Origin of the sequence: Methanococcus vannielii SB (assembly GCF_000017165.1) — an archaeon.
Taxonomy (GTDB): domain Archaea; phylum AGJL01; class Methanococci; order Methanococcales; family Methanococcaceae; genus Methanococcus; species Methanococcus vannielii.
Genome location: NC_009634.1, coordinates 1,211,014 through 1,231,307, shown reverse-complemented (window position 1 = coordinate 1,231,307; position 20,294 = coordinate 1,211,014). Strand labels below are relative to the sequence as shown.

Annotated in this window: 13 protein-coding genes, 1 tRNA gene, 3 rRNA genes and 1 other RNA gene; 3 read left to right on the top strand and 15 right to left on the bottom strand. The window is 36.0% G+C overall.

Features of this window, described 5'->3' with window-relative positions:
* Window positions 1–26: 26 nt before the first annotated feature.
* From truD to MEVAN_RS06220, 4 genes are all read right to left on the bottom strand, one after another.
* Window positions 27–1,196 (bottom strand): tRNA pseudouridine(13) synthase TruD, encoded by a 1,170-nt coding sequence (gene truD, locus MEVAN_RS06235; RefSeq protein ID WP_012066020.1) that lies wholly within the window; start codon window positions 1,194–1,196, stop codon window positions 27–29.
* Window positions 1,197–1,204: 8 nt separating this feature from the next.
* Window positions 1,205–2,005: a hypothetical protein gene (locus MEVAN_RS06230; protein WP_012066019.1), complete on the bottom strand. Its 801-nt coding sequence runs from the start codon at window positions 2,003–2,005 to the stop codon at window positions 1,205–1,207.
* Between the two features lie 13 nt (window positions 2,006–2,018).
* Complete coding sequence (locus tag MEVAN_RS06225) at window positions 2,019–2,510, bottom strand: PUA domain-containing protein (RefSeq protein ID WP_012066018.1); 492 nt, start codon at window positions 2,508–2,510, stop codon at window positions 2,019–2,021.
* 179 nt (window positions 2,511–2,689) lie between these two features.
* Window positions 2,690–3,754, bottom strand: a complete 1,065-nt coding sequence (locus MEVAN_RS06220) for a radical SAM protein (RefSeq protein WP_012066017.1) — start codon at window positions 3,752–3,754, stop codon at window positions 2,690–2,692.
* A gap of 106 nt (window positions 3,755–3,860) precedes the next feature.
* Between MEVAN_RS06220 and MEVAN_RS06215 the strand changes: the two genes are divergently transcribed.
* Window positions 3,861–4,703, top strand: coding sequence for a helix-turn-helix transcriptional regulator (locus tag MEVAN_RS06215; protein WP_012066016.1), 843 nt, complete (start codon window positions 3,861–3,863; stop codon window positions 4,701–4,703).
* A 20-nt stretch (window positions 4,704–4,723) separates the two neighbouring features.
* Here MEVAN_RS06215 and MEVAN_RS06210 read toward each other — a convergent pair whose 3' ends face one another.
* Together MEVAN_RS06210 and nikR are read right to left on the bottom strand one after the other, a co-directional pair.
* On the bottom strand, window positions 4,724–4,948 hold the full coding sequence (locus MEVAN_RS06210) for a DUF2798 domain-containing protein (protein ID WP_012066015.1): 225 nt from the start codon (window positions 4,946–4,948) through the stop codon (window positions 4,724–4,726).
* Between the two features lie 87 nt (window positions 4,949–5,035).
* A complete protein-coding gene (gene nikR, locus MEVAN_RS06205; protein ID WP_012066014.1) occupies window positions 5,036–5,461 on the bottom strand; it encodes a nickel-responsive transcriptional regulator NikR in 426 nt (141 codons plus the stop codon).
* Between the two features lie 106 nt (window positions 5,462–5,567).
* On the opposite strand from nikR, the gene MEVAN_RS06200 reads away from it, so the two are divergent.
* Window positions 5,568–6,443 (top strand): MJ0548 connectase family domain-containing protein, encoded by an 876-nt coding sequence (locus tag MEVAN_RS06200; RefSeq protein WP_012066013.1) that lies wholly within the window; start codon window positions 5,568–5,570, stop codon window positions 6,441–6,443.
* Window positions 6,444–6,446: 3 nt separating this feature from the next.
* On the opposite strand, the gene MEVAN_RS06195 is transcribed toward MEVAN_RS06200, so the two are convergent.
* The gene (locus MEVAN_RS06195; RefSeq protein ID WP_012066012.1) at window positions 6,447–6,788 is read right to left on the bottom strand and encodes a DUF192 domain-containing protein; all 342 of its coding nucleotides are present in this window, start codon (window positions 6,786–6,788) and stop codon (window positions 6,447–6,449) included.
* Window positions 6,757–7,608: an SDH family Clp fold serine proteinase gene (locus MEVAN_RS06190; protein WP_012066011.1), complete on the bottom strand. Its 852-nt coding sequence runs from the start codon at window positions 7,606–7,608 to the stop codon at window positions 6,757–6,759. Before MEVAN_RS06190 ends, MEVAN_RS06195 begins: the two co-directional genes overlap by 32 nt.
* Before the next feature lie 184 nt (window positions 7,609–7,792).
* Here MEVAN_RS06190 and MEVAN_RS06185 point away from each other — a divergent pair, with 184 nt between their 5' ends.
* Window positions 7,793–8,908: an AAA family ATPase gene (locus MEVAN_RS06185; protein WP_012066010.1), complete on the top strand. Its 1,116-nt coding sequence runs from the start codon at window positions 7,793–7,795 to the stop codon at window positions 8,906–8,908.
* A 116-nt stretch (window positions 8,909–9,024) separates the two neighbouring features.
* On the opposite strand, the gene polC is transcribed toward MEVAN_RS06185, so the two are convergent.
* The 7 genes from polC to MEVAN_RS06155 form a co-directional block, all read right to left on the bottom strand.
* The gene (gene polC, locus MEVAN_RS06180; protein WP_012066009.1) at window positions 9,025–12,420 is read right to left on the bottom strand and encodes a DNA polymerase II large subunit; all 3,396 of its coding nucleotides are present in this window, start codon (window positions 12,418–12,420) and stop codon (window positions 9,025–9,027) included.
* 183 nt (window positions 12,421–12,603) lie between these two features.
* Window positions 12,604–12,843: RNase P RNA component (rnpB, locus tag MEVAN_RS08815), an RNA gene on the bottom strand.
* 35 nt (window positions 12,844–12,878) lie between these two features.
* Window positions 12,879–12,993: ribosomal RNA gene (gene rrf / locus MEVAN_RS06175) — 5S ribosomal RNA — on the bottom strand.
* A gap of 57 nt (window positions 12,994–13,050) precedes the next feature.
* Window positions 13,051–16,019: ribosomal RNA gene (locus MEVAN_RS06170) — 23S ribosomal RNA — on the bottom strand.
* Window positions 16,020–16,115: 96 nt separating this feature from the next.
* Window positions 16,116–16,188, bottom strand: a tRNA-Ala gene (locus tag MEVAN_RS06165).
* A 56-nt stretch (window positions 16,189–16,244) separates the two neighbouring features.
* Window positions 16,245–17,711 (bottom strand): 16S ribosomal RNA (locus MEVAN_RS06160).
* The 16S, 23S and 5S rRNA genes sit together here with 1 tRNA gene alongside, the layout of an rRNA operon.
* A 315-nt stretch (window positions 17,712–18,026) precedes the next feature.
* On the bottom strand, window positions 18,027–19,811 hold the full coding sequence (locus tag MEVAN_RS06155) for a KamA family radical SAM protein (protein WP_012066008.1): 1,785 nt from the start codon (window positions 19,809–19,811) through the stop codon (window positions 18,027–18,029).
* Window positions 19,812–20,294 lie beyond the last annotated feature (483 nt).

The following is a 20,294-nucleotide window of genomic DNA, read 5'->3' as shown; positions in this document are numbered from 1 at the left end:
TTATTTTTAAAATATACTTTTTAATATTAAAACGTTTCAAATATTTTTTTGACGACCATTGTTGCATAACTTCCTTTATTAAGTGTAAATTTTAAATTAAGTTTATATTTTTTTATATTTAGCTCGTCAGACTTAAAATTACCTATTTCTACATTTTTAGGGATTGAAATAATTGGCCTTTTTGAATATTTCAATTTTCCAAAGGTTATCTTCTTAAAATCAGCAATTTTAATCCGTTCTTTTTTTAAGACTGAATTTATTATCCTATTTTCAAATTCCTCGTATTCTTTATCAATTGCAATTGTTGGAAACTCGATTTTAGCAATATCTTCAAAAACATCTTTTTCCAAATTTTTGTAAAATAAAAATGTTCCACAAGAGTAATCAATGTATTTTCTGTCATCTTTTTGGAGTTTTTCTTTTAAAATTTCCTTTAAACATTCATTCCAGATATAACTCTGGTAAGCGGAAATAAAAAGTTCTTTTAATCGATTATCCACGTAATAAAATGATTTTTTAAAGTCATTTTCATATTTAAGGGACTTTATCATATTTTTAAACATTTTGCTTGTTATCTGTTTTTTTTCAATGTATTTTATGCATGCATCCCAATTCCCCCAATTTTTAGCTATGAACCGTTTTAAATCTTTTAATGACTTTTTTTCACTTTTTGTATAATTGGTAAGTAGTATTTTAACTGCACTTTCATAATTTTCATTGATAATTTCTTTTATTATAAATTTACCATTAAAAACACTTCCAAAACGCTGTTCATCAAAATAATTTGGAATTCCGTCCTTTAAAGTGTCGATATTTTCAGCAAATTTTAAAAAATCATTTTTATCGATATTCCTTGCAACAATTTCAAACGAATTTCCAAAAAGTTCCCCTATTTTTAATGGTTTTTCAATAGTTCCTACATATTCTAAAGTTAAATTCTCTTCATCTAATGATATCCTGCCGTATTCATTTGGAATAGTTATATATTGGGTTGTGATTGCGTGTCTATCTTTTAAACCACAGTAACCAATATCATTTAACGGAATCTTAAAATTCTTTGAAATATATGAAATTGCAGCTAAATTTTCTATCCCTAATTTTTTAAGCCTATAAAGGGAGTAATTTCCATAATCTACAAGTTTATATTCTAAAATCTCATTTACGATAAAGTCTTCGGGTTTTTGTCTTAGTTTCATGCTGTCACTTAAATCATAGTTAGCCGGTCAATTTCTTTTATAACATCTGAATCATTTCTTTTAACTGCTATTTCCCTAATTTTTTCAATTATTTTCAGGTTTTTATTACATAATTCCCGATATTCCTTACAGTATTCGAGTATATTCTGATAATTTCGTTCCAATAGCACGTAATCATATCTTGAAAGTTCGTAAGCTATAAGTCCAATTAAAACAGGTTCTTTTGAGAATAAAAAAGTTGGATGAATCCATAATATTATTTTACCATCTTCTCGTTCAATAAAATTTTCTATTTTTTCCAAGTCCATGAAAACATCAATGTATACTAAAACTTCATTTATTTTAGTATTTTCAATTACCTCGTTTACAATTTTTTCAGAATTAACATCAAATCTTGAAAGTTCCTTATCTAATTGTTCATCCTCAAGTTCGTTCCATTGTATAATTCTATCCCTATGCTCAAATGAAACATTTGCATACGTTTTTTTAACAACTTCAAATGCATTGTCTAATTCAAACGAGTATGTGTTTGCCTTTCTTGAGGTTAAATGAATAATAATAAGTCCGTCATCTGAATTTTTTAAGTTAACTTTTCTTAAATGGTATTTGCGAACTACCGATTCAAAAGAAGAGAGTTCTTCAGAATCGTGGAGGTTTTTTATAAAATGCCTTTTACCATCTAAAGATTGTATGTTAAGCCCTTTAAATTCAACTTCTAAATTTTCGGCCATTATGAGATCTTTTGAATATTCATCAAGATTTTTATAAATATCCACTAAAATTTGCCTTAATAATTTCTTAGAATTCATTATAGTCACCGTATTATCCGCCGTGTCTTAGGTACCAGCCACGATCCATAGTATTTTTTATAATTTTCCCATCATATTTTCCAATTCCAAGTAGTTCTCGATTTTCGTTAAAAATTACAACTTTTCCGTCACCAACAATTTCAATTATTGACGTGTCAAATACATCCCTATTATACAAGAATAAACTTTCGCCTTTTTGGTTAATGACTGCGTAATTTTTAACTATATCTCTTGAAACTAATGTAACTCCTTCTAATGATGGTAAAAACTTTTCTTTGCCCGAAATTTCTTCCAATTCACCGATATTTATTCCGGCACTATAAATATCGTCAAATTTATCGAGTTCTTTTAAAACTTCAGTACTTACATAGATTACATTTTTTGCCTTTCCTTTTAGGATTAAAAAATTACTGTATTCAAGTTCTTCAACTTTTTTTCCAATGTATCTTGAAATGGCGTTTCTTACTGCCAATTTTTCGTTTTCTTCAAGCTTTCTGTGTTTCATAGTATCCCATAATATTTAAAATTTAAAATTTAAAGTTTAAAAGTTAATATTTAAAATTTAAAGATGTAAAGTTTAACATGTAAAGTTTAACATGTAAAGTTAAGAATTTAATTATCTATTTTATATTTCATGTTTGTATATAAAATAGAATGTGTATTTTGCGTTCAATAAATAAAATATTATTCACCAAAATCTGAAAAAGGAGTTTTTAAAGCCTTTTTAATATATCCTTCAATTTTTTTGTCAACATCTTTTTTCATCCGTTCAACGGCATCTAAATTTTTGCTAGAAATACTTATTTTTTCATCCACATATTTCGTGTTTTTTGCAAGTTTTAGGCCTTTTAGTGCGTCAATATCTGAAAAACTCCCATATAAGTTTCTGCCTGTTGAATAAATTTCGTTTTCAACTGTTTTACCTTCCTTTTTACCATAAAGTGAAAATAATGGAAACTTCGTAATTACGTTTGAACCTGCCATTATAAGAGGCCCGATGTTTGTTAGTTTATCAACCCATGTACCAGTTGCAATTTTCACTTTTGGGAAATTCAGCCGTACTGATGAAATCCAGTTCATGTATTCAAGAGTTGTTATTGAAGCACTACCTTCAAAAATAGTTTCTTTTTGGGGATTTAATGAATAAAATGTAATTCTATCAAGTTCAAGTTCCTCAATCATGTTTAAAAGGGTTTCAATATCTTTTTCAGACTCACCTAATCCCAATATTATGGTAATTCCGGTTTTTAACCCATTATCTTTTGCATGGATAAGCATTTCCTTTGTTTTATCAATTGGTTTTCCAGGGCATATCTCTTTATGTAGTTTTTCATTTACTGTTTCAACAGCCCCAACTACTCCTTCAATATTTTCCAAGTTTATGTTTTCAAAATCAATTATTCCAACGTTTAAGTATTGTTTTGACCCTTGAACATAAGAAACCATTTCTATTGTATCATTTAATTCTTCCGTAGTATATCCGTATCCTCCAGAAATAAACTCTAATTTCCATCCGATTCTTTTCATAATTATGCTTTCTGCCAAAATGCTTTCAATTCGCCTTCTTGCCCTTAATGGTTCTTTTATCTTTTGTTTTTGTGTCGACATAAAACAGAACTTACAAGGGTCGTTTAAACTGCAATACCATCCTAAAAAAAGAGCACGTTCTAAACTAACGGCATCTCCATGGTATTTTTCTGTTAACTTAAATGCTTTTATTGAATTTTCTAAAGTGGCTACTGAATCCATATTTTCCCCTGATAGTTTAAAATACTTGAATTTATAATATTTATGTAGATTATGTAAATTTATTTAAAATTATACTGCTAATATTTGGTTTTAAAAGGGATATTTTTTGAATAAACTAAACGAATCTGATTTAAGTGTAACATTGAATATAAACTATAGGGATAAAGTAATTACTCCATCTCAAGCTGAAATTTTGAAGTTAATACTTGAAACAAAATCACAAAATAAAGTTGCACAACTACTTGATATCCCCCCATCAACGGTAAATATACAGTTGAAAAGATTAGAGGCTAAATTAGGAGTTAATCTAGCGTATGCCTCTCCTGCAGGAACTGTTCTTTCAGAAGAAGCTTACCAAATTGTAAAATATTATACTGCCATTAAAGAAAGGGTTTCTAAAACAAAGTTTATTGCGTGTGGGTTTGTAAGTGGGGAGGTTGGAAAAATTCTTTTTGATGATGTGCTTGTTTCTTCATTTTCAAATATTTTAAAACTACATAAATCAAATCTTACCGATACAATTGGAATTGACGACCCGTACTGGAGTTACCGAATTGGAGACCCGATACCTGTTGCATACGACCATTTTTTAATGGTATCAAAAGGCGACTTCAACTTTAAAAATTTGCTTGGAGTAAATTTTTCTGCCCATAGAATCGTTTGGAAAACGTTAAAAAATGAAAAAATTGATTTTAGGGTTTCAAAAGTCGTAAAAAATCCATTTTATGCGATAGACCTCCTTGAAGAAGGATATAGCATGTTTATAAATAAATGTCTTTTAAGATATGTTAAAAAAGAGTATAATATAGAAACTCCCAATTTTTATGAAAAAACGAAATATACAATAAATTTTATTTCAAATGAAGAAAATTTTGAAGAAAATTTTGAAGATTTAGTTTTGAAAAAACATAATGAAATAAAATCGGCTGGTTTTGAACCAATATTATAATAGTTTAGGGCCCCTAAATTCTACCGTATTAGTTTTAAAGTTATTTTTCTAATAACGGGTGATAAAAAGTACGCTGTTGGAAATGCCACAATATATCCTATTAAAAATGATTTTGGCCAAAATAATAAACTATTTAACCTAAATCCATTATTAACTAGTGTCATTACAAGGGATATTATAAATGCCATTGAAAATGACATTAAAAGTGCAAAAACTATTTGTTCATGTTTTTTAGAAATTACCATTGTTGTCCCTTTTTAGTATAAATTTTGTTTAAAATAAAATCAGTAAGTAAGACTTATACTTATAAAAAGTTAAAATAGTATGAATAATTATTGGGGAATGTTTCCTCCTGGAACCATTACCGTAAGTTTTACCTGCTTTACGCCTTTTTGTGATGTAAGTTTGTCTGTTAATTCTTTAATGTTTGATGCATCGCCCCTTACAAGAACTACCTCCATACAGTGGTCGTGGTCAAGGTGCATGTGTATTGTTGCAACGATAATTTTCTCGTAATCGTGTTGAATAGTTGTCAGTTTTTCCATTACGTCTGTAGAGTGGTGGTCGTAAATAATACTTATTGTTCCAGCCCTTGAACCTTCTAAACTATGAATCCACTTGTGTTTTATAAGGTAATCACGAATTGAATCTCTTATTGCCTCACTCCTGCTTGCATAACCCCTTTCAGCAATTATATCATCGAATTCTGCAAGAAGATTTGTTGGTAGCGAAATACTTATTCTGTCCATGTCTACCATGTTTTACCTCCAAATATGTATTAGGTGTTGTAGTTAATGTATTCGTAATATTTAATAATATTATGGAAGTTATATTTAAATATTATATAATAAAAAGGTGAAAATCATGAGCGTAATCATCGGTTACTATGGAAAAAACGGCGTAGTGATTGCAGGAGATAAAAGAACCATTTTATTTAATGGCGAAGAAAAAAAACGTGAAATGCTTGAAGAACTTCTTTATTCTGGAAAAATAAAAAACGATGATGATTTATCAGAAAAATCAGCCGAATTTTCTGTAAAAGTCCATATTCTTGATGACCAGAAAAAAATTAAACAGCTTGAAAATACCCTTATTGGTGAAGTAAGAACTATTGGAAAAGATTCAAAGCGAAAAAAAATGTATCTTTCAAAGGACATTTGTGTAATACTCGATATTGAAAACGACAATATTGTAAAAAAATCAGTAAAAACCGGAACCGGAATAGTTGTTTTTGGGAATAAATACGTGAAAAAAATTGTTGAATTAGAACTTAAAAAATACTTATCCGAAATTTCAAAGATGGATGTTTTAAAAATCAGAACAATTTTTGAAAAAATATTAGTTGGAATTGAAAACCCGACATTGAGTAAAGGTTATGATTTTTTATACTGTCAAAATGCTGAAAAAGATATTGAAAGCATAATTAAAAAAGATTTAAATGATTTACGTGAATATCGGGAAGAACTATCGATAAAAATGGCGGAAATGCAGAAATTAATGACTATTGTAAACAAAATCGCAAAATCAGGCGAAATTGGAATTATAAAAAATGGTAGCTTAGTTTTAAATGAAAGTTTCCTTGCAATTGATAAAATTTGTTTAAACCCCGAAATCTACTCTGAAATAGATATAAACGGTAATTTTAAAGAAGGAGATCTTATTGAAATCCAAAACGGGGAATTAACTGTTAAAGGAACGAATAATTATGTTTCTGTTCAAAAAATAATATGTAATCGTTAAAAATTAATCATTAAATTCTAATTTTTTCCCAAGTAGTTTAGAAATATCTAAAGCTCCAGACTTTATTTCAAACATTTTATTGGATTTTACTTTTGAATTATATGTTTTAAACGGTTTTAAATTTGATACAATATCCACCACAAAATCATCCTTTAAAAAAATTACATCTATGGGGTATTTCATGAAAAAAGTATGGATATGGAGTTTTCTATTTCCATATTTAAATAAAAGACCTTCATTATTTCTAATATCTTTAAACATCAGTCCAAAAGCACGTTTAAAGAAATTATCTGCAATTTTAATTGAATAAAATTTACCGTTTAGGTTTACCTTTTGATTTTTCATCTTTAAATCCACCCTTATAAGGTACGGGAACATATTGTACAGAAGGTCTTTGATTTACAGGTTGCCGGTACAGGTCAAAAAGTTCATAAACTTCTTTTGGAACATCAGTAGTTACTTCAACACCAAGTTCCTTTAATTTTTTAATAGTTAATGGATAATCATGAGTCCATTTTCCACTTGAAAGAGTTTCAGATAAATTTTTTGCTTTTTCTTCGCCAAGTTTGTCTTTTAATATGTCGTAAACAAACTCTTTTACCTGATCTATTGCCTTTCTAGAAATATCTCCTAAAATTAACGTTTCATCATCGAGTTCATCTACATATTTTGTATTTATTGCACTTATAATTGACGCTGCAGGATACTGGCCAACTTGAGGATCCACTGGGCCCATTACCGCATTTTTATCCATTATAATTTCATCAGCAGATAGTGCAATTAAACTTCCACCGCTCATCGCATAATGGGGGATAATAACTGTTGTTTTTGCCTTATGTTCTTTTAATGCAGTTGCAATCTGCTCACTTGCAAGAACAAGGCCTCCGGGAGTATGGAGTATTAAATCTATCGGCATATCCCCAGGAGTCATCCTAATTGCACGCAAAATTTCTTCACTGTCTTCAATGTTTATAAATCGGTAAAATGGAATTCCAAATAGTGCAAGCTGTTCTTGCCTGTGTATCATAACAATTGCCCTTGCTTTTCGGGACGTTTCAAAGTTTTTTATAAATTTGTACCTTTGTAGAAGCTTATATCTAAATAATACCTGAGGGTAAAAAAACATAAATATAAAAAATATCCAAATTAATGAAGAAGGATCCATTTTTAGTTACCTCCACTAAAATGCCGATTTAGTCAAAATTCTTTATATAATCTACTATATCATAATATATATGCTTTATATATTAAATCGGCATAGTTACTTAACCTTATATAACAAACTACCATAGTAAGAATATACTTTTTTTAAGTATACAATTTTTTAACATTTAAGAAGAGGTGCACTGATGAGCAACATTAATATCAGTAGCCTGAAACTCAAAAAAAATCAGCAAAAATCACCAGTTATTCCTGAAGAAGCTATGTGTTTAAAATACGTAATTTTAGAACCAGTTGGATTTCCAATAAGGGTTAATGGCGAGAATTTAAAGGTTAGTGTAGAAGACCATATGCTTTTCAATTCATATGCGAGAGAACAGTGGGAAAATGAGAGCGTAAAAGAAGGTAGTTACTTATTTGACAGTACGATTATTCCCGATTACGCATTTAAAGTAATTTCACTATATCCTAAAGAAGGAGGCATCATAACAAAAGATACTCTCTTCAAACTTGAAAATAGCTTAGATAAACAAAAAAACCCTAAATTTAGAGAGACCAGTTTTGAAGAAGTTATAGGGCAATTTGAAGCAAAGAAAAAGTGTAAAATTATAATAAAATATCTTGAAAATCCGGAAATTTTCGGAGAATGGGCTCCAAAAAATATTTTATTCTATGGGCCCCCGGGAACAGGTAAGACATTACTTGCAAGAGCCCTTGCAACTGAAACTGATGTTCCCCTGTATTTAATAAAAGCTACTGAGCTTATTGGAGACCATGTTGGCGACGGTTCAAAACAGATTCAAAGTTTATATGAAGAAGCTTTAGAAAATGCCCCTTGTATAATTTTTATTGACGAACTCGATGCAATTGCATTAAGCAGACAGTTTCAATCATTAAGAGGAGATGTTTCTGAAGTCGTAAATGCACTTTTAACGGAACTTGACGGTATCAAAAGTAACGAAGGAATTGTAACTATTGCTGCAACAAACAACCCTGAAATGCTAGATTCTGCAATTAGAAGCCGATTTGAAGAAGAAATAGAATTTAAAATGCCCGATGACAGTGAAAGACTCAAGATAATGGAACTTTATGCTGAAAAAATGCCCATATCTTTAAACGTAAATTTTAAAAAATACGTTGAAAAAACCAAAAATATGAACGGTAGAACAATAAAAGAAAAATTTTTAAAGCCTGCCCTTCATAAAGCAATTCTTGAAGATAGAGATACCATAGAAGAAGCAGATCTTGATGAAGTGCTGAAAAAGATTATTAGAACAGAGTTACCGACAAATCTTTACATGTAACTTCTTAATTCTTTTTTTAAATTTTAAAAATTAGATAAAAATTATTTAAAAAGGTTTTTATTGTTTAAATTTAACCTATCATAAACCCACCTTTTTTTAAATTTAAAGAATTTAATTTATTTAAAAAAATCCTCAATTTTAACCTGCTTTCTCTTATCATTTGTAAAGAGGCTATCAATTCCACTTCGTATAATTTCTAATCTCTGTTTTATATAGTCACTTACATTGTATTTTTCAGCCATGGTTTGTGAAACATTCATGTACTTTTCAACTGCCCCTTTTGAAACTGTTAAAATTAACCTACTGCCGCACTTCCTACATACTCCTTTTAGAGGTATTCTTCGATATTTTGCACCACATTTACATCTTACCCCCTGTCTTGAAAATGCCCGTAAATTACCTATCAAATCAGGTACAAAGTGGGACTGTATAACTTTTTCTGCAACATCCCGTTCATCAGTTGCACGTATCTTTTTTGCAACTGCAAGTTGAGCCGAAGTTTTATCCATCATTGAACCTAAGGTTTTATATGAACATATGAGTGGCCCTTCATCAATTTTTAAAGTTTCATGAGTATAGCCAATTCCTTCATACTGTTCATCTTTACCTAGTCTATCTTCTACTGTTTCCATCAATTTTTTAATTTCTTTTGGAGTAACCATTTCTAAGGATTTTTCATAAAATTCAAGAGGGTACTCCCACATTGAATCCATGTTGTGAACTTCACCGTCAACTTCTTTTGGATCCAATATCGTTGTAAGTACTAGTGGAGCATCCATTTGCCCCCCTCTTTTATCAGGTAAAAATTTTTTTGAAAAATTGAGGAATGCATCAAGTAACAGGAAAAATGCATCTTCATCCCCATCACAGTTTCTACGTTTTGATGCGTGAAAATAAGGATGTGCATATCCTACATTTGCTTTACTGTATCCTACAATTCTTCCAACCATTCCTGCAGAAGTGTGAGGAGCCATTCCTATAATCAAGTGTCCAACTAAGTCTTCTTTATTTGAAGAGTTATAATACCTATTTTTTTTATAGTATTTTTCAAGTAAATCATCTATAAATTTTGAAACGTTTAAAAAATAATCCATACACGACTCAGGAACTATTACATCCTGTACTTTTAATTCCAATACCTGTTTGTCATTTTCTAATGAGTTGCCATTTATATCTCTTAAATAACCAAGTTCTTTTAACCGATTTACACTAACATTAATTTCGCAAGGTTTAAAGTGAGTTACAGGAACATCCGTACAGTCAAATCGGGTAGTACCATCTTTAAATACATAAACATCATTTACAGCTCGTAAAATTGCTTTTTCTAAGGGCTCTATTATTTTATCTTTTGAGGTCATTCCTTTAATACATTTTACATCCCCTGGCTTATTTATTTTTAAATTTTCAAGTGCATTGTACCAATAATCTTTTATTGGAAGTTTTATTCTTGTTGGGCCTGTTGGAATAACAGATTTTCCACAAAACGGGCATTTTTTATAAAGGCTAACTTTTCCACAACTGCACATTACATTTGAAATTTCAATTTCGTCAGTTTTTCCCCCTTCAACTGCCTTATTTATTAGCCTTACGAGTGCCCCTGCATTCCCAATTGGAAATAATCCATTTACAGGCGGTTTCATCTTACGGGAAGCCGCTTTTTCTGGCCTACCCATTCTTGCACCCACGTAAATATAAGTATTTCTTCGAATTTCAAAATGCGAAAGCAGGTTTATTAGGTGCATGTTGTTTTTGGCATTGGAAACTTTTTCTTCAAGATTTTCTACACTATCAAAACTATTTTCATAATCGTAGCCTAAAGAATAGAGTAATGGATAATATTCTAAAATAAAAATTTTACCGTCAACTACCTCGTGACAGCACCCAATTAGTTCTAAAAATCTCTTATTTGATATATCTTCAGGATTTTCTAGGTCATAAGAAATCTCCCATTTATCACTATTTTTATTAAAATTACCTCTTAAAATCCAATTTCTAAGCGAATAAATATTTTCTTTGGAGATATCATGCCAATGGTAAGTATAAACTGGATGAAGCGGTGTTTTTGTCGTTATTGCAAACTTTACCGCTTCTTTTGGGCTAGGATTACTTATGAATTCTGTTGAATAGGGTATATTATTAACTTTGAGTATTTTTTCGTACCATTCAACGCACCAACTACTTGGAAGCATTACGTGGTTATTTTCTAAAAAATCCCCATAGTTTACGAGAATATCTCCTAAAAATAAGATTTCTAACACGTCTTTTCTATACTTGATAGCTTTTTCTACAGTATCAATTTTTAAAACACTATGATTATTTAATTTAACTATCGGAGGGTCGATACTATCAACAGGAACAACGCATGTTGCCTTTCCAGGACGTTCAGTCTTTAACTGGGTCCCAACTGCCATAAAATCATCTACTAAATACATTATTGCAGGATGAAACCCATCAGTTGCAAATCCTGTATTTCTGCTTCTACCGTACCTCAATCTAAATCCGCCTTTTTTTGAAGGGTGTGCAAATACTGGCCTTCCGGCAATAACTTCCCCGATAAATTTCGTAACTTCCTCTATTTCACAGTCATCGTATTGAGATAAGTCCTCTTCTTCTTCGTAGTTAAAATCTTCTTTTTCATCTTTAATATCTTCATTAATTTCTTCTTTTTTATTTTTAAGTTCTTTTAACCAATTCCAGCCTTCAATTTCAAGTTTATCAACGTGTCTTAAGATTTTAGGTGCTTTTAAAAGTACTCCTTCAACCAGTGCTAAAAGGGCTCCTCCACGAATTTGGTTTGTTTCAACCCGTTCTAAATCCCTGTGTCCACTAACTTCAACATCGTCTGTTGCCTCACCTGTGATTTCAACAGAAATATTTCTTACAGCAGTTCTTATTTCTTCTATTTTTGGCTGGTATTGAAAAGTAGTGACTTCGGATTGGTAAAGGTCTATTTCTTCACCATAACGCTCAACTTCATCGTCTGTTGGCTTAAATTTATCTAAGTTCATATTTTTCCGAACATAATCCCCAACAAGAACCGCTAAAGCTTGTGCAGTTCCCCCTGCACTCCTTATGGGTCCTGCAAAATATATTGCAAGATATTCCGTACCGTCATGATTTTTTTTTATCTTAACGTGGGCTATACCTTCAAGAGGTGCTGCAACAATTCCTTCGGTAATTACTGCTAAAGCTGTCCTTACTGCCTGTTCAGCACCTTCTTCTTTCCCAAATTCTCCAAATCTACCTTCTACAATTTCTTTTGCAATTTCAAGTGCTGCAGGTTCTTTTCCAAGTTCCATTACCAATTCCCGTATTCTTTCAGAAACTTTTGGAGGCCCCACAATACCTTCAACCCGATCTGCCATGTCTTTTGCCAAGGGAATCTCTACTTTATCCACTACATCATATCCAAGTTTCCTACATTCTTCCGCAATAAAATACAGGTTATTCACATCATTTAAAATCGATTTAAAATATTCAGTCATATTTTTTGAAGCTGAAACATGGAGCATAAATTATCACAAACCATTTCTTAAATTCTATAGATAAAATAGGGTTTAAAAACATATATACCTTTAACAATTAACAAAAAATGTTAAAAAAATTGACAGTGATTTTTATTTAAAAACAAAAATATAATTAAAAAATTCTAAATCCGAAAAATAGGATATTCGCCTTTAAATTTTATTAAAATGGCATCGGGGCTATAGCCTGCCTTCTGTAATTTCGGTGACATTCAGCTTAGCGCATAATGCTTGCACTCACGCAAAACAAAGTCGTTTCATCGATTTTCCAAAAATCCTCAATTTTAAAATATCATAGTCATATTTTTTGGAACCGTGTCGTTTCTATACTTTGTTTATTCCTTCTCAGGAAATCTACGTAATTGAGTGGGCAGAGCTTCCTCCCAGTTGGATAGTCACCAGCCCCCTTACCATAAAAAGGGTAATTTTGAGACATTTAAAAAAGTGACTAACGGCGTCACTTTGTTCCCACTAGATAGCAGTACTTAAAGAATCGCTGGAGGGCTTAATTTCCGAGATCGGGATGGGATCGGATGTTACACCTCCGCTTTGACCGTTATGTCAAAGTGTTAAATTAAAAGTGCATTTTAGCTTTCATATCTTTAAGTGTCCAGATGCCTAAATTATCTCTCGAACTGTTAGTACTAGCGGGCTGAACATCTCGGAAGAACCTTGATGCGTACACCCCTAGCCTATCAAACCCGTCTTCTACGGGAGTTCTCGTTCCCGAAGGAAACGGCTGTCTATTTTCAGGATGAATTTCGAGCTTAGATGCTTTCAGCTCTTATCTCTTGGCGCGTGGCTGCTCGGCAGTGCCTTGTCAGACAACCGATCGACTAGAGGCGCCGACGGCCCGTTCCTCTCGTACTAGAGCCACCTTTCCCTCAGACAGCCTACACATCCAGCAGATAGCAACCAACCTGTCTCACGACGGTCTAAACCCAGCTCATGATCCCCTTTAATGGGCGAACAGCCCCACCCTTGGGTCCTGCTGCAGACCCAGGATGGGAAAAACCGACATCGAGGTAGCAAGCCGCGGGGTCGATATGGGCTCTTGCCCGCGACAACTCTGTTATCCCCGGGGTAGCTTTTTTGTCATCCCTGGCCCCCATCAGTGAGGCACAGGGGTTCGTTAGGCCCGGCTTTCGCCTCTTCGTTGCGTTTTGTTGGCAACAAAGTCAGGCTGGCTTTTGCCCTTACACTCAACAGCGGAGTCCTGACCCGCTTGAGCCAACCTTTGGGCCCTCCTGATGCATTTTTAGGAGGGTACCGCCCCAGCCAAACTGCCCACCTACCGGTGTCCCCTAAAAGGGTGAGGAACATGGTCATGAGAGGGTGGTGTCCCAGGATCGCCTCCACCTTTCCTGGCGAAAAGGTTTCGATGGCTCCCACCTACACTGTACACTCACAACCATGCCCCAACGACAGGCTGCAGTAAAGCTCCACGGGGTCTTCGCTTCCCACTGGAAGTCTCCGGCCTTTGCGCCGGAATGGTAGGTTCACCGGATTCTAGTCGGGGACAGTGGAGGTCTCGTTACGCCATTCATGCAGGTCGGAACTTGCCCGACAAGGAATTTCGCTACCTTAAGAGGGTTATAGTTACCCCCGCCGTTTACTGGCGCTTCGCCCGGTTGGAACCGGGGTTCACGTACCAGCACTGGGCAGGCGTCGGCCTTAGTACACACCTTTTCAGGCTCGCTAAGACCTATGTTTGTATTAAACAGTCGGACCTCCCTGGTCACTGCGACCAGCGATCCCATATTTAAACAAGATCACTGGCACTCCTTCTCCCGAAGTTACGGAGCCAATTTGCCGACTTCCCTCGACTAGATTCATCCGCTACGCCTTAGGATACTCACCTAGGGGCACCAGTGTCGGTTCTGGGTACGGACATCTAGAATCCTTGCTAGTTCCCTTTTCACGGGCTCCAGAGATCGGCCGAACTCTCCTAACGGAGAGCTCATCACTCTTTCATCCGGTTCTCGTTATTACAACTCTCCCCGGACTTATAAGCTTGAATGTCCAGACAAGAACACTCAGCCTACCCAGAAGCGTTGGAAACTAACCTTGTGTTGCCACGCGTATCTAGATGGCACAGGAATATTAACCTGTTTCCCTTTCCCCTCAAAGGAGTTACCTCGAGAGTTAGGACCGGCTTACCCACAGCTGACAAACATTGCTGTGGAACCCTTGCCCCTTCGGCGGTGGGGATTCTCACCCCACTTATGCTGTTACTACTACCGGGATCTTCATTTCTACGAGGTCCACTCGACTTCACAGCCGAACTTCTGCCCTCGCAGAACGCCCCCCTACGGGATCACCTTGCGGTGCCCTTGGGTCTCGGCAGCCGATTTAGCCCCGTCCATTTTCGGGGCCCTTGATCTCGACAGGTGAGCTGTTACGCACTCTTTAAAGGGTGGCTGCTTCTAAGCCAACCTCCCTGCTGTCTTAGACCAAGGACGCCCTTCGTGTTCACACTTAATCGGCATTTAGGGGCCTTAACCCAAGTCTCGGCTATTCCCGTCTCGGACATACAGCTTACCCGTATGCCCTCACTCAGAGCCTACGGCGACGACAGGTTCGGAGTTTGACAAAACAGCGAGGAATTTCTTCCCCTAACCATCTTATCAGTGCTCTACCCTGCCGACTACCTGAACTCTGGCTGACCTGAGAGTCACTTCGAGGGGAACCAGCTATCTCCGGGCTCGATTGGCCTTTCACCCCTAGACCGAGGTCAGAAGAGTGCTTCGAACGGCAACAACTCTGCAGGCCTCCATCCCTCAGTTGAGGGACTTCACCTTGCCCCGGCCTAGATCGCCCGGTTTCGGGTCGTATTGCTGTGACTCCGGGCCCTTAAGACCCCGTCCCTAAAGATTCTGCGGACTTGTTGGTTTCCCTACGCCTTCGATCGTGAAGATCTTAAGCTCGCCACAACAATACACTCCCCGGCCCGTTTTTCGAAACGGAGGACGCAACCCTGGCTCTGTTCTTCGTACAGCCGCCTTGCGACGGTTTCCTTCAGAACAGTTGCCTTTGGGGCCACGCCATTCCATACCTACCTGGTTTCAGGCTCTTTTCACACCCTGTTAAGGGTGCTTTTCAGCTTTCCCTCGCGGTACTAGTACGCTATCGGTCTTGAAACGTATTTAGAGTTGGAAGTTGATGCCTCCCAAATTCCCGCGCGATATCCAACGCACGGTACTCAGGGACACTTCAAACCTGAATCGATTGCGCTTACGGGACTTTCACCCTCTATAGTGTGACGTTCCAGTCAACTTCAGCTTTTCTCAACAGGCGAAAAGAAGGCCCTATAACACCACATCTCCCCGAAGGGATTCAGTTTGCCCTGATCCGTGTTCAATCGCCTCTACTAACGGAATCTCAGTTGATTTCTTTTCCTGCGGGTACTAAGATGCTTCAATCCCCCGCGTTACCAATCCTTACGGATTACAAAAGTAGGAAGTCCCATTCGGAAATCCTAGGTTCAAAGGCTGTATGCGCCTCGCCTAGGCTTATCGCAGCTTACCACGTCCTTCATCGGCGTTTCAAGCCAAGCCATTCCCCAGGTAGGGTAATAGATAAAATTAGACATCTGGATAACACCAGATATGAAAGCTTGTGCACGACCATCATTAATATCTGGTCCTTGATCTATAATATCAAATATCATAGACTGCATAAAGTGGACCCGGCGGGATTTGAACCCACGGCCTCTGCCTTGCAAGGGCAGCGCTCTCCCAACTGAGCTACGGGCCCGGAACTAAAGCCCACAATCATTTAGTGCCTAGTAGCGACCAAAATGTTCTTTTTTTAGGAGGTGATCCAGCCGCAGGTTCCCCTACGGCTACCTTGTTACGACTTCACCCCCCTCGCTGAGCCCAGGTTCGACCCTAGCCAAAGGCCAAGGCCTCACCTGAACCCAACTCGGGTGGTGTGACGGGCGGTGTGTGCAAGGAGCAGGGACACATTCACCGCAGTATTATGAACTGCGATTACTACGGATTCCAGCTTCACGTGGGCGAGTTACAGCCCACGATCCGAACTACGACTAGGTTTCGGAGATTCGCGTCCCTTTTCAGGGTAGCAGCCCATTGTCCTAGCCATTGTAGCCCGCGTGTAGCCCAGGAGATTCGGGGCATGCGGACCTATCGTTGCCCGCTCCTTCCTCTAGCTTAGCGCTAGCGGTCCCCTATGAGTGCTTACCTTCCGGAGAAAGTAGTCGCAACATAGGGCACGGGTCTCGCTCGTTACCTGACTTAACAGGACGCCTCGCGGTACGAGCTGACGATGGCCATGCACCACCTCTCAGCGCTTCAGGCAAGGTCGTCAACCTGGCCGTCATCATGCTGTCGCTCCTGGTGAGATGCCCGGCGTTGAATCCAATTAAACCGCAGGCTCCACCCGTTGTGGTGCTCCCCCGCCAATTCCTTTAAGTTTCAGTCTTGCGACCGTACTCCCCAGGCGGCGAACTTAACGGCTTCCCTTCGGCACCACCTGGGCTCGAGGCCCAGGTGACACCTAGTTCGCAGAGTTTACGGCCAGGACTACCCGGGTATCTAATCCGGTTCGCGCCCCTGGCTTTCGTCCCTCACCGTCGGACCCGTTCCAGACAAGTGCCTTCGCCATAGGTGGTCCTCCAAGGATCAACACATTTCACCGCTACCCCTGGAGTACCCTTGTCCTCTCCCGGTCCCAAGTCCAGCAGTATCCCTGCCAGTCCTCTGGTTAAGCCAGAGAATTTAAACAGGGACTTACTGGACCGGCTACGGACGCTTTAGGCCCAATAAGAGTGGCTACCACTCGGGCCGTCGGTATTACCGCGGCTGCTGGCACCGAACTTGCCCAGCCCTTATTCCTCAAGCTGTTTACACTTGATAAAAGCCCATGCTGTGCATGAGCACTTGGGGTCCCCCCGTCGCACTTTCGTGCATTGCGGAGGTTTCGCGCCTGCTGCGCCCCGTAGGGCCTGGGGCCGTGTCTCAGTCCCCATCTCCGGGCTCCCTCTCTCAAGGCCCGTATCGATCGTAGGCTTGGTGGGCCATTACCCCACCAACTACCTAATCGAGCGCAGTCCTATCCTCGGGCGCATATGCTTTCAGAAAAGAATCGTTCCAGACTGCTTTTCTTATGGAGAATTATCCTCAGTTTCCCAAGGTTATGCTCCACCTGAGGTTAAGTTAACCACGTGTTAATGAGCCGTCCGCCATGGCCGAAACCATAGACTCGCATGGCTTAGTCGAACCCCAATAGCAGTAGCCTCCGGCGGGATCAACCGGAATTTTGTGGCGTAAAAGAATTTTACGCTCACACTCTCGTGGAGTACGTCATTTTTACATTAAAGGAAATGACATTTTATTTGGTCGCTATCTAGGTTTCACCTAGATTGTGGGCTTACATCACACCTGAGTGATTTAGTTCAGGCGATCACTTTGATTTGCATAATATGAAAACGTGTTGTAATATGTATTGTTTTTAGGTATGTAACAATAATTTTTTAGAGTTTTATTTTAAACTTTTATCCTAATAACGTATAAAGTTAAACATATTAATTAAAAAAAATAGAAGTTATCACATCAAAATAACTTCATTTAATGTTAAAAATAATACCATATTGAACTGTAATCTTCAACTTTTTCCCCACGGCTTTTTAATTCGCAAAGATAATTATAAATTGGAACATCCTTATAGATGTACGTTTTTGTAAGTGAAATATTTTTTTCCCATGGGTGAAACTCATAAACTCTGCTTCCATCATTCATTATCATTATAACATCGTGATCCTGATAGAAATTAAGATTGTTTTTACCAAGTTTTGGAACATTAAATACAGTACTATCTGTCCTACAGTACCCAGGTAAAAGCCTTGCTTCTTCTTTTCTCTCCTGTAATGCCCTTGCTATTGGGACACGATAATTTGTAGTTTCTTCTTTTCCTTTTGTATTAAATAAATAGTAAGGCTCAATTCCAATTAATTTTAAAACTTTCCTAAGTGCTGAAGTTTCAAATCTACGACTATTTTCTATTGTAAATACCTGTTGATTATATACTGTTATTCCGCTATTTTTAAGCCTAGATATCGCATCCCTTAAATCTGCTGTGACCTCATAAACATGCTCTACATGGGTAGATATTGCTATTTCTCGAACTCCTGGTTTATTATATTTTCCAAGAATTTCCGAAAATTCATTAGTTATTCTTTGAGGAAGAGCTACGGGAGTTCTTGTTCCGATCCTTATCCGTTCTAAATGCTTTATTTTTGAAAATTCAGATAATAAATAATCTAAATATTCATTAGAAAGTATTGCAGGATCCCCTCCAGTTAAAAGTAGTTCCTTTATACATTCATTTTCATTAAACCAGTTTATAGCATTATTTACTGATTCTTTTGAAGCCAATACATTATCTGAAAATACATCTTTAATTTGCCAATTTCTCTGGCAATAAACACATATCTGGGCACAAGTTTCGTATGGTTTCATTATTGCAATCATCGGGTATCGCCTAGTTACAAGGTCAACTGGTGAAGTATCACTTTCACCCATAAAATCAAGATTTTTGCCACTGCTTCGTGCTTCAATTGTTTTTTCCACATATCTTACCGGAGGAATTACTTGGGCCCGTACAGCATGGTCGTTTCTCCGATCTAAAGAATTATCCATTAATGAAACGTAATAAGGAGTTATTCCAAATGGAATATTATTTTCACGTGCTTTTTCAATGGAATATTTCTCTAATTCAGATACCCTAACCAAATTTTCAAGAGTTTTTGAATCTGTAACAATATTTTTAATATGCCATTTCCAATCATTCCATTCATTAATTCCAACATTAAAATAATCCAAAATTCTTTTTTTATTGTCCTCCCTTGTTTTTGAAACTTTTTTAGATATTCCAGAAGGATAACGCCCTATAAAATGTTCAGCACGATTTGACAGCTTATCCAGTTCGAAAGACCTATTTATTGCAGCTTTTCGCCCATTTAATTTTAGAAATTCTGGAAAATCTTTAGAATATATTCCGGACTTTCCATTAATTCCCCGAAGTAAATATATCATTTCATTTAAAAATCCAAGTGAAATTCCAGTGGTTTCCCCCTTATAAATGTTCCAAAGTGCATTTATCGCAGAAAATTCTGCTAATTTTTCATTTTTTGGAGAAATAATATTTTTAAAAACTTTAATGCATTCTTTCATATTAATTATTTCAAGTTTTGGAAATTCCGTATTTTCAAAATAGAGTGTTTTTTCAATGGAATTTAAATATTTATAAACTTCATGCCTTAGATCGTTTAAATCATTGCTTTTAACCAAAATAGAGTAAAATTTAGTGTCGGTTTTAAGTAATTGTTCCATTTTTAATTGAAAATGGTCGTTTTGCATATTTTCACCTCAAAATTTAAAAAAGGGCCATTTAAAAAAAATTCTAAATTTAATAAAATTTTTAAATTTTTCCAATTTTGTTAAATTTTACTAAAACAAACGACATTAATTGAAAACATATTCTAGATAATAATATTCTAAAAAAATATATAAAAATTGTTATTTTTCACATTTTTGTAGTTGCCATTAAAAATATACTACTACATAATAGCTATATAATAATCATAAAAAGCTTTAAAATAAATTCTATAAAATAACAATAGCTATTAAATGCTTTAAAAATTTATTTAATACTTAAAAATAGCCCAAGTTATAGGGTAAGTATATTTAAGGTTATCTGGGGGAAAAAACCTTAATTTTAAAAGAGGTTGTCTGGTGGTTATGTAATACATTCTTTGGATCGAGTTACCATTTTTAATGTAATTAATGCATATCCTAAATGATTTAAGAAATTTAGTATGGTATATAGAGGCAATAGGCTTA

Excerpts from the sequence above, each read along its gene's own strand:
- truD (WP_012066020.1), bottom strand. The coding sequence starts at position 1,196 with ATGAAACTAAGACAAAAACCCGAAGACTTTATCGTAAATGAGATTTTA.
- MEVAN_RS06230 (WP_012066019.1), bottom strand. The coding sequence starts at position 2,005 with ATGAATTCTAAGAAATTATTAAGGCAAATTTTAGTGGATATTTATAAA.
- MEVAN_RS06225 (WP_012066018.1), bottom strand. The coding sequence starts at position 2,510 with ATGAAACACAGAAAGCTTGAAGAAAACGAAAAATTGGCAGTAAGAAAC.
- MEVAN_RS06220 (WP_012066017.1), bottom strand. The coding sequence starts at position 3,754 with ATGGATTCAGTAGCCACTTTAGAAAATTCAATAAAAGCATTTAAGTTA.
- MEVAN_RS06210 (WP_012066015.1), bottom strand. The coding sequence starts at position 4,948 with ATGGTAATTTCTAAAAAACATGAACAAATAGTTTTTGCACTTTTAATG.
- nikR (WP_012066014.1), bottom strand. The coding sequence starts at position 5,461 with ATGGTAGACATGGACAGAATAAGTATTTCGCTACCAACAAATCTTCTT.
- MEVAN_RS06200 (WP_012066013.1), top strand. The coding sequence starts at position 5,568 with ATGAGCGTAATCATCGGTTACTATGGAAAAAACGGCGTAGTGATTGCA.
- MEVAN_RS06195 (WP_012066012.1), bottom strand. The coding sequence starts at position 6,788 with ATGAAAAATCAAAAGGTAAACCTAAACGGTAAATTTTATTCAATTAAA.
- MEVAN_RS06190 (WP_012066011.1), bottom strand. The coding sequence starts at position 7,608 with ATGGATCCTTCTTCATTAATTTGGATATTTTTTATATTTATGTTTTTT.
- MEVAN_RS06185 (WP_012066010.1), top strand. The coding sequence starts at position 7,793 with ATGAGCAACATTAATATCAGTAGCCTGAAACTCAAAAAAAATCAGCAA.
- polC (WP_012066009.1), bottom strand. The coding sequence starts at position 12,420 with ATGCTCCATGTTTCAGCTTCAAAAAATATGACTGAATATTTTAAATCG.
- MEVAN_RS06155 (WP_012066008.1), bottom strand. The coding sequence starts at position 19,811 with ATGCAAAACGACCATTTTCAATTAAAAATGGAACAATTACTTAAAACC.